The organism is Parachlamydia sp. (assembly GCF_050255895.1).
Lineage (GTDB): Bacteria > Chlamydiota > Chlamydiia > Chlamydiales > Parachlamydiaceae > Parachlamydia > Parachlamydia acanthamoebae.
The window spans coordinates 26,514-36,274 of sequence record NZ_JBFWIR010000030.1; the positions used below are offsets into that span (position 1 = coordinate 26,514).

Consider the following 9,761-nt stretch of genomic DNA (forward strand, 5'->3'; position numbering starts at 1 on the left):
TTTATACAGCCGCCAGGTTTAAATGATAGCTAGGATCAAAATTAGGATGCATTTTGTCCCTTTCAGAAATCAGGCTTGGCTTTACTGGCCACTCAATGCTAAAGGTTGGGTCATCCCAACGCACCCCTCTTTCACATTCTTTAGAATAAAATTGTGAAACGAAGTACATGATTTCAGAATTCGGCTGCAGCGTCATAAAACCATGTGCAAATCCTTTTGGCACATACATCATCAATCGATTTTCAGCAGAAAGTACGGCCCCAAAAGATTTTTTAAAGGTGGGAGAATCCACACGTAAGTCCACAATAACGTCGTACAAAGAGCCTTGTATGCATCGCACTAGCTTGGTTTCTTCAAAAGGAGGAAGCTGATAATGCAATCCACGCAATGTTCCTTTTTCAACACTATAAGAATTATTCACTTGAACAACAGCAGGCTCTAAACCTTGTTGAGTAAACTCTTTCTGGCAGAAAAGACGCGCAAAAAATCCGCGTTCATCACCCAGCTTGTTTAAATCAATCAGAAAAGCATCTTTCAGAGGTGTCGATATAAATTCCATTATCCCTCCACAGCCAGCAGGTTTTTAGATTCTGCCCATTTTAGCTCTCGCTTTTGAGCGTATATACAGTATTTTTTAATATGGTCTAAAGCAACTTGATACATATTTTCATTGTCTGCTACTTTTGGATCATTATGAAAAGCTTTAAACCATTTGACCGTATCTTCAAGTGCTTCATGCCAGTTGTAAACTGGATGCCATTTTAAATGATGAGCTGCCTGATCCCAATTGAGACGCAAAAGATGCATTTCTCGTTTTTGTCCTATAGCTTCTAGGTTGATCCAATCGCCTTCTCCCCAATAATCCACCGCTTTTTGAACAAGAGCCTCTACAGATATGCCTTGCTGCTCCATTGGGCCAAAATTCCATGCTCCTGCAAAGGTTTGTTCATGTTGAAGTAAGTTTTGAGCAAGGCATAAGTAGCCACTGAGTGCATCCAAAACATGCAACCAAGGACGTACACTATGAGGATTTCTAACTTCAATTAACTTATTGCTCATCAATGCTTTCATGCTATCTGGAACAAGACGAAAATCAGAAAAATCACCTCCACCAATGACATTCCCTGCTCTTGCAGATGCAACACATTTCGATGATTCGAAAAACGAGGCACGATAAGCTTGTGTCGCTAGTTCTGCCATGGCTTTACTAGCGCTATAGGGATCACTTCCACCCAAAGTATCGTTTTCACGGTAGCCCCATGTCCATTCCTTATTTTCATAACATTTATCTGTCGTAATGACTAAGCAGCCTTTCACGCACTCGCTATTTCGCACAGCTTCCAACACATTAACTGTGCCCCCCACATTAGCATCGAAGGTTTCTTTGGGATCTGTATATGATTTTAATACAAGCGATTGCGCGGCTAAATGGAAAACGAAAGCGGGTTGATGTTCTTGAATGGTATCATAAATTTTGTCGTAATGACAAATATCCCCAGTGATATGCACCATCTTTTGATCGAGATGGGTTATTGAGAAATGGCTTGGTTGGGTAGGAGCCGGTAAACTATACCCAATAACTTTAGCTCCTAATGCTTGCAGCCAAATGGAAAGCCAAGAACCTTTAAATCCGGTGTGGCCTGTTATCAGGACTGGTAACCCTTTAAATACATCGCCAAAATAGTTAATCATTTCGATTTGTCCTTCATTAGTAGGTTTGGATGCATCTCGACAAAAGGTAAGCTACGAACCCATGGCGCATGCCCCGAAGTCCAAAGCTCATTCAAATGGTCTCTCTCTCTCTGCGTATCCATGCATGCCCAGAAACCTCTGTGTCGATACATATTTAATTCCCCATCTTTGGCAAGGTTAACAAGAGGCTGCTTTTCCAATACACACTCTTCATCTTTGATTAAATATTTGGTGAAAAATTCTCTTTTAAAAAAGAAGAACCCTCCATTAATCCACTTCTCTTTAAATTCCGGTTTTTCAGCAAACTCCTCTACATTGTCTCCATTTAAACGAATTTCACCAAAACGAGAGGGGGGATTGACTCCCAATACGGTTCCTAGCTTTCCATGAGCACGATGAAAATCAAATTCCATTCTCAAGTTCACATCAGTTAAAGCATCCCCATATGTCACTGCAGCATGTTCAGCATCCAACAAGTACTTTTCAGCAGCAATCGCAACACGGCCACCTGTCATAGTCTTCTCGCCGGTATAAGCGACAGTAACTTCCCAATCTTCCTCATGGTCAATGGAATGAACAGTTAAATTGTTGGATTTAAGATCAACAGTGAAATCACTATTCATGGAAGCATAATTTAAAAAATAAGCCTTAATCACCTCAGATTTAAATCCCGTACACAACACAAATTTTTTGAATCCTTGCCGACTATACAAATGCATAATATGCCACAAAACAGGGTAATTGCCGATGGGAACCATGGGTTTGGGCTTGAATTCAGTTTCTTCTTTGATGCGGGTCCCTAATCCTCCACACAGGATAAATACCGGGATGTTTTTGAGTGAATTGTTCATAGAAATTCTCACTATAGTGGGATTGAATAATGTAAGCCCCACATAGTACTTTTATCTGAAGTTGAGAGTCAATGCTAAACAGCATTCGATACAATAAACGATTAAGTTCTATTTTTAATTTAAAAAAATAAATTTACTTATTTATTTTTTCAAAAACCCCATTCCAAATTTTTCTTATTTTTAATTGACTACTAAGAGGTAATCTGATTTACTGCTTACAGTTTTTATTAAAAATTTAAAATACTATTTGTTTATTGCCTTTTTAAAATTATCTTTAATGGCCTAAAAGCTTATCTCTACGTGCAGAAAATTCACGCAATCCCCTAGGAAAGCTCTGAATTTATTAGACTCGAAAAGTTGCAAATTAAACCCTTTAAAAGAAACAGGCAAATTATGATCGAACAACAAAACTGGTGGAAACTCTCTAGCATTCAAATTGGAGGTGTCGTGTGCCTTCCAATGATTATGATTGGACAAACCCTGAATCAACAATATGGCTTCGCATCTGCTATATGTGGGATTTTATTAGGGAATGCCATTCTCTTACTTATGGCTTTAGTGATCACCCACATGGCTTGCGAAAATCGCAAAACGACAATGGAAAACGCTATTGAATATTTTGGTAAAAAAGGAGTTTCCTTTTTCGCATTAACAATGTCCTTATCCACTTTAGTATGGTTTTCCGTTCAATTAAAAGTGATGAGCTTAAGCCTCCTCGATATCCTTCATATTCATTCTGAAGGTCCTTTCATTGAATGCATTGCCAATACTCTCTTAGGCCTCCTTATTACATTTGTTGTCTTTTACGGCATTCGAGCCATGGAAATCATTAGCAATATCAGCATGCCTCTACTTCTTTTAACTCTCGGATATGCGTGGTATACGGCGGATTCAGATACAACTCAAACCAATCATCTTCCCCTAACTTTTGCTGCAATCTCTGCAATTATGGGAATGGCTATCGTTTATGTCATCGACCTGCCAACGTTTATGCGCCACGCACGTTCATCTAAGGATGGAATGACGAGTATTTTTATTATGTTCATTTTAGCTATGCCCATTTTGGAATCCATTGGTGTTTATCTTGCAGCAGGGAAAACAGGAAACATCATAGAAGTGCTCAAAAGATACAACGGTCCATTATGGAATCTTTGGGTATCCCTATTTCTCATTTTAGCAGGATGGACCACAAATAATATGAATCTTTACTCCGGAGCCACAAGCGCACGCTCTATTTTTCCAAATCTTAATCATTCCTTTAACATCACGATTCTAATATTTGGAGTTCTCGGAACCTTATTGGCAAACTTCGATTTGCTTCAACATTTAAGTTTGATTTTAGAAGGAATGGGAATAGTCGTCACAAGCATGGGAACCGTGATTATTACCCGTTATCTGATGATGCGCATCTCCGGACAACCGATCACCTCAAGAGATTACCCTTGGCATTTTGCTGCCTGGTTTTTAGGCACAGTTGCAGGTATTTTGAGCATGAATGGGATCGCGATTACGGCTGTTTCAACAATCGATTCAGCCATCGCAGCTCATTTGGGAACATTTTTAATTTTATTGAGTGGAAAACAACATGAAAAAGCTTACGCTTGATCAACTAGATGATCTCACCATTGGAAGTGCTATTTTAGGCTCTGGTGGTGGTGGTGATCCCGCCTATTTTTACATGATGACAAAGCATCTCATGGAAAAGTTAGGCCCTGTTTCGATGATTAAGAGTTCAGAACTCAAGCCTGATGATCTAGTTCTTCCCATGGGGATGATTGGAGCACCCTTAGTTGAAACAGAAAAATTCCCTACAGGGCTTGAATATATTTCTCTCATTCGAGACGTGGAGAATGTGACGGGCAAAAAAGTTACGGTCTTAATGCCATGTGAAGCTGCTGGAAGCAATGCCTTTTTTCCTATCATGGTTGCCAATCAATTAGGTCTTCCCATTCTAGATGCCGACCTGATGGGTCGCGCATTTCCTGAAGTGCAAATGTGCTCGAATCGCTTATTAGGACTTCCTTCCGCCCCTGCATTTATTTCAGACTGGCGGGGAAATTCTGTGATTATCAATGCTCAAACACCCCTAACGCTAGAAAAAATAGCCCGTCAAATCACGATTTCGATTGGATCTTGGGGTGTTTTTGCGGATCGTCCGATGTCAGCAGACGAAGCAGAAAAATACACAATCCCCAAAAGTATGTCTCGAGCCTTATCTATCGGAAAAGTTCATCGTGAAGCAAAAGCTGCCGGTACAGATCCGCTAGAAGCCGTGTTAACACTGTGTAAAGGTTTTTGGATAGGATCTGGTAAAATTACCGATATTGATCGAGCCATTTCTAAGGGATTTCAAAAAGGAAATGTGGTGATCCAAAATAAAAATGACCGTATGGAAATTTGCTTTCAAAATGAATATTTGCTGGCTAAATGCAATGGAAAAATCTTGGCCACCACTCCAGACATCATCATGCTAATGGAACAAGAAACTGGAGAACCTATTACAAGTGAGTCACTTCGATTTGGTTTAAAAGTCAATCTGATTGCCTTGCCTTCTCCTTCTATTTGGACAACAAAGCAAGGGCTTTCCGTCGTGGGACCTCGTTATTTTGGATATGAGACAGATTATTTGCCTATCCAAAAAAGCAAACAAAAAGCCTTGGCATTAACCTGAGAAAATATCTATGAAAAAACAAAGATACAAAATCGGCATTGATATAGGTGGAACAAATACTGATGTTGTGCTTGTCAATTCTGAAACAAAAATCACAGCTTACACCAAAGTTGCGACGACTCGTGAAGTGAATGATGGCATTCGCGTTGGCCTAAAGCAAATCATGAATGACACAAAAATCAAGGGAGAGGATATTTCAGGGATTTTTTTAGGAACAACCCAAGCGGTCAATGCCATCCATCAAAGGCATCATCTTAATCGTGTTGGAGTCATCCGCATAGCTGGGCATCACCCTCAATCTCTCCCCTCCTGCTATTCTTGGCCACAAGAGTTACGTGATACCCTTTATGTCGGAACGGAAACAGTCGATGGGGGCTTTGAATGCAATGGTGACTTGATTACGCCCATTAATCCTCCACAAATCCGCAAAGCAGTTGAAAATCTCCAGAAACAAAAGATGGAAAGTTTAGCAATTGTAGGGGTGTTTGCTTCTCTTAATCCCTGCCACGAACTCCTTGCCAAAGAAATCAGCCAAGAAGTCACAAAGGGCAAAATTCCGATTTCCTTGTCTCATCAAATTGGCGGTGCAGGATTCGTTGAAAGAGAAAATTCAACCATTTTGAATGCTGCCTTGAAATCTGTCATGTCAAATGTTTTCAAAAACCTTGTGGTCACCTGCAGTGACTTAGGTATTGCCTGTCCCATTTGGGTGACGCAAAATAATGGAAGCATCTTAGATCTTGCACACGCCATCGAATATCCTGTTTTAACTATTTCCGCGGGACCTACTAATTCATTCATAGGAGGTGCCAAACTGGCTCAGATCGATGATGCGATTATTATTGATATTGGCGGTACATCTACAGACATTGGTGTGATTCGTCGCGGTATTCCAAGACAATGTTTAAATAATTCAAAAATTGGTGGAATTAGCTTAAATTTTTCCATTCCTGATGTTTGTTCTATTGGACTAGGTGGAGGTAGCCACGTCACAATCGAACGCAATAAGGTAGAAATTGACTCTAAAAGCTGCGGAAATCGCACCTTTATTGAATCTGTCTCATTTGGTGGAAAGCAACTCACCTTAACAGATGTAGCACTAGCGCTTGGTCATTTAGATATCCCTGGTGCACGTCCAAAAAACGTTACCCTCTCTCACCGCGGTTGCAAGGTTGTGATGGACGAGGCTTTAAGAAAAATCTATGATCTCATCTCCAATATCAGCCCAGAGGAACGATCCCTCCCTATTGTGATGATTGGAGGAGGCGCTTCTTTGCTCCCCAAAAACCTTTTGGGTGGACGATGCATTATCCCTCCCTATGCCCATGTGGCAAATGCATTTGGAGCGGCTTTAGCAGAAATTTCAGCAACGGTCGATACGGTTGTTTCCTTGGTGGAGCGGGAAAAAGTTTTAGAAGATTTGCGACAGCAATCCATTCAACTAGCCATTCAAAAAGGTGCAGATTTTAAAACCATTAAAGTTGTAGACTTGGAAATTCTTCCTTATCACTACATCCCTAATCAAATGGCCCGAGTCATTGTCAGGGCATCAGGAAGTCAAATCGCTTTTTAAGGTTTTCGATGTACGAACATGCAAAATCGCCACTTCTACCGCGTAGGGCCTTTTATTTACGGCTCCTACGCAATCTTGTCTGGGCAATGAGTTTTATAAGCTTTTCATTATGTATCGGGATGATGGGCTACCATCATTTTGAAAAAATGCCTTGGATCGATTCTTTTGCAAATGCGGCGATGATTTTGTCTGGAATGGGACCTCTCGGAGCCATTCAAACTTCAGGTGGGAAATTATTTGCGGGTTTTTATGCACTCTACAGCGGCTTAGCTTTTATCTTTGCCTTGGGGCTAATTTTTGCCCCCATTTTTCACCGCTTTTTACATAAGTTTCATTTGGAAGAAATCGAAGCCAATCACAAAGCAAAATCTGCTAAGCTAAACTCCAATCAAAAGGGATGACTTCCGCCAGAGACAAACAGTGATGCCGCAACATCATGAGACGATCAAAACCCACAGCCACACCGCAGCAGTTGGGCAATCCTTTTTCCAAAGCCGCCAAAAAATGCTCATCAATAGGTAAAGGCTCTTTTCCTAGTCGCTCTTCACGATGCTTATTGGCTTCAATAAAACGTTGACGCTGCTCTTGGGCATTCGCCAATTCATGATAGCCATTAGCCAGTTCAACACCTTCAAAATAGACTTCGAAACGCTCCGCTACATGCTCATCGTCATGCGTCACAGTCTGAGCTAAAGCAGCTTGCGAAGCGGGATAGTGAGAAAGAACAAACAAGCCATTTCGACCTAACTGAGGCTCTATCACAAGCCCCAAGATGACATTCAGCAAACCATCTTTATCTTCACCCGCTATGGAATGAATTTGGTCGATTCCCGCATCATGAATATATTGACGCAACTCTTTTGTCGTTGCTTGATGATAATCAAGACCTGCAAAATTTTGGAAGGCTTCTCGATAAGTCATCGAAGTAAAGGGAATGTCCCCTAGAAAAAGCCGCACGAAATCCACTGTTTCGAGGATCATCTCATTGAAAGAAAAGCCCAGACGATACCACTCAGCCATCATAAATTCTGGATTATGTTTACGGCCATACTCCCCATCACGGAAAACATGCGCAAGCTGATAGATATCTCCCATCCCATCCACAATTAAGCGCTTCATTCCATATTCTGGGGAAGAGTGCAAATATCTGCGATTTGCCCCCGCATATTGCACAGGAATTAAGTCGATATGCTCATCTACAGCGGCATATCGACTAATCATTGGACAATCAACTTCTAAAACTCCACGATGAGAGAAAAATTGTCGCGCTCTGGATAACATCTGAGCACGATCTTTAAGAAGTGCAATTTTATTCATAGCGCCTATTTAGGAAGAAGCTCGTGAAACATATTCACCAGTACGTGTATCAACTTTTACAATTTCACCTTGGTCGATGAAGATTGGCACTTGAACCTTTGCGCCACTTGCTGTCACTGCAGGTTTTAAAACCCTTCCGGATGTATCACCGCGAATGCCAGGAGAAGTCTCAACAATTTCCATTTCCATGAATGTTGGAGGCTCTACAGTAACAGGCTCGCCTTTATAGAAAATAATCTCGTAAAGAATATCTTCCATGAGCCAATCCATTGTATCCCCAATGTTCTGGTTCGCGATCTTGATTTGCTCGAATGTTTTGTCGTCCATGAAAACAACGCCATCGGATTCTTTATAGAGCATGCGCATTTCCGATTCCACGACATCAGCAAGTTCAAATTTGTCTCCTGATTTAACCGTGCGCTCAATTACGCGACCTGTCATCAAATGCTTAAGTCTAACACGGTTAAATGCCTGCCCTTTACCTGGCTTAACAAATTCATTTGCAACAATTGTATAAGGTTGCCCTTCTACTTCAATTTTGAGTCCTTGCTTAAACTCGTTTGTACTCACATATGCCATAAAAATTTCCCTTAAGAATGTTCGTTAATAGCACGTAAGTTTAACAAAATAAAAGCTCAGCTGTCTAGCTTTTTAGTACAGCCTACATTTATTGCGATTTTAAAAACTAACGTAGAGTAAATATAAGCCAATCAGGAACATAATTCCGGAAATAATATCCAGAAAAGAACCATCTTTTTTAATCAGATTTTGTCCAAATTGGGCCACCTGCGCAGGAAATACTAAACGAGCAATTCCAGCAAAAACCATCAACCATCCGAGGAAAGTGATTAAGCCTCTCCAGTCTGGAATCCAAATGTCGTGAGAAAGCACAACAAGTAATCCGCATAGTAAAGTGATGAAACCAGAAAGAATAATAATAGCAGGATGGTCTAGTACATCTTGCCAAAGGCGTCTATAAAAAGCCCTATTAAAAAAATAACTGCCATAAATAACAACCAACATCACTCCAAGCAAGCGTGCTAAAAAATGTGAAATATCCATATAAGAACTCCTCTATCTTTTTTCATTTCTATATGAACAATTCAATTATTACTTTCCAGTAAGTAATTAAATTTTTATAAGATTAGGATTTTTAACAATCTCACTTGGTTAATTCTCAAGTTTTTTTCGGAATGTATGCCGCTAAAGCTCTGAAGAAGAATGGAGAGAATCTCGTCAATCTGCATCAGGATTCAGTCTACTCAAAAGGTCTGTCGAATCTTCTTCCTGCTCTTTGCAAAATGCTAGATAATCATCCACTGAATCCTTAAAAGTCTTTTCAATCTCGCTGTCAGTCGTACTTTGGAAAAGTAATGATAGCCTTGATTCCCAAAACATCTCCATGAAAAATTTTGGCTTCATCATCATATTCAACGATCCCTGTATAGCCTCTATATTTTCATAATTTTCTTATTTAGTTCATATGTTTAGGCTTTAAGGCCATTATTGACTAAAAGACTTCTTTCAATAATTGATAGAATTTAAAATATAGGTCGTGAAGAAGCGAATAGATGAGTTGGATCTGATGGTGTATAAAGCCGTGAGTTTCATCTACCACTTTTAAATTAAATTCATGCTCTAAATGTGCTTGATGTAC

At 40.2% G+C, this 9,761-nt stretch carries 10 protein-coding genes; 4 read left to right on the forward strand and 6 right to left on the reverse strand.

Translation table 11 applies throughout. The features are described from left to right. Position 1: 1 nt before the first annotated feature. From rfbC to AB7E63_RS06905, 3 genes are read right to left on the reverse strand one after another with little or no spacing between them, the layout of a single operon-like run. On the reverse strand, positions 2–559 hold the full coding sequence (rfbC, locus tag AB7E63_RS06895; RefSeq protein WP_006342092.1) for a dTDP-4-dehydrorhamnose 3,5-epimerase: 558 nt from the start codon (positions 557–559) through the stop codon (positions 2–4). After that, on the reverse strand, positions 559–1,692 hold the full coding sequence (rfbG, locus tag AB7E63_RS06900; protein ID WP_006342093.1) for a CDP-glucose 4,6-dehydratase: 1,134 nt from the start codon (positions 1,690–1,692) through the stop codon (positions 559–561). The genes rfbC and rfbG overlap by 1 nt, the downstream gene beginning before the upstream one ends. Then, positions 1,689–2,543 carry a sugar phosphate nucleotidyltransferase gene (locus AB7E63_RS06905; RefSeq protein ID WP_006342094.1) on the reverse strand — a complete coding sequence of 285 codons (855 nt, stop codon included), beginning with the start codon at positions 2,541–2,543 and terminating at the stop codon, positions 1,689–1,691. Before AB7E63_RS06905 ends, rfbG begins: the two co-directional genes overlap by 4 nt. A 393-nt stretch (positions 2,544–2,936) precedes the next feature. Here AB7E63_RS06905 and AB7E63_RS06910 point away from each other — a divergent pair, with 393 nt between their 5' ends. From AB7E63_RS06910 to AB7E63_RS06925, 4 genes are read left to right on the forward strand one after another with little or no spacing between them, the layout of a single operon-like run. Beyond that, the gene (locus AB7E63_RS06910) at positions 2,937–4,148 is read left to right on the forward strand and encodes a purine-cytosine permease family protein (RefSeq protein WP_006342095.1); all 1,212 of its coding nucleotides are present in this window, start codon (positions 2,937–2,939) and stop codon (positions 4,146–4,148) included. Next, positions 4,129–5,214 carry a DUF917 domain-containing protein gene (locus AB7E63_RS06915; protein ID WP_013925677.1) on the forward strand — a complete coding sequence of 362 codons (1,086 nt, stop codon included), beginning with the start codon at positions 4,129–4,131 and terminating at the stop codon, positions 5,212–5,214. Before AB7E63_RS06910 ends, AB7E63_RS06915 begins: the two co-directional genes overlap by 20 nt. A gap of 10 nt (positions 5,215–5,224) precedes the next feature. After that, positions 5,225–6,787, forward strand: a complete 1,563-nt coding sequence (locus AB7E63_RS06920; protein ID WP_006342097.1) for a hydantoinase/oxoprolinase N-terminal domain-containing protein — start codon at positions 5,225–5,227, stop codon at positions 6,785–6,787. 8 nt (positions 6,788–6,795) lie between these two features. After that, on the forward strand, positions 6,796–7,188 hold the full coding sequence (locus AB7E63_RS06925; protein WP_013925678.1) for a hypothetical protein: 393 nt from the start codon (positions 6,796–6,798) through the stop codon (positions 7,186–7,188). Here the strand turns inward: AB7E63_RS06925 and epmA are convergent. The 3 genes from epmA to AB7E63_RS06940 all read right to left on the reverse strand — a co-directional run bounded on the left by epmA (position 7,160) and on the right by AB7E63_RS06940 (position 9,166). Next, the gene (epmA, locus tag AB7E63_RS06930; protein ID WP_006342099.1) at positions 7,160–8,104 is read right to left on the reverse strand and encodes an EF-P lysine aminoacylase EpmA; all 945 of its coding nucleotides are present in this window, start codon (positions 8,102–8,104) and stop codon (positions 7,160–7,162) included. The genes AB7E63_RS06925 and epmA overlap by 29 nt on opposite strands. A gap of 9 nt (positions 8,105–8,113) precedes the next feature. Next, a complete protein-coding gene (gene efp / locus AB7E63_RS06935) occupies positions 8,114–8,683 on the reverse strand; it encodes an elongation factor P (RefSeq protein WP_006342100.1) in 570 nt (189 codons plus the stop codon). Between the two features lie 99 nt (positions 8,684–8,782). Further along, complete coding sequence (locus AB7E63_RS06940; RefSeq protein WP_006342101.1) at positions 8,783–9,166, reverse strand: hypothetical protein; 384 nt, start codon at positions 9,164–9,166, stop codon at positions 8,783–8,785. Between the last annotated feature and the right edge of the window lie 595 nt (positions 9,167–9,761).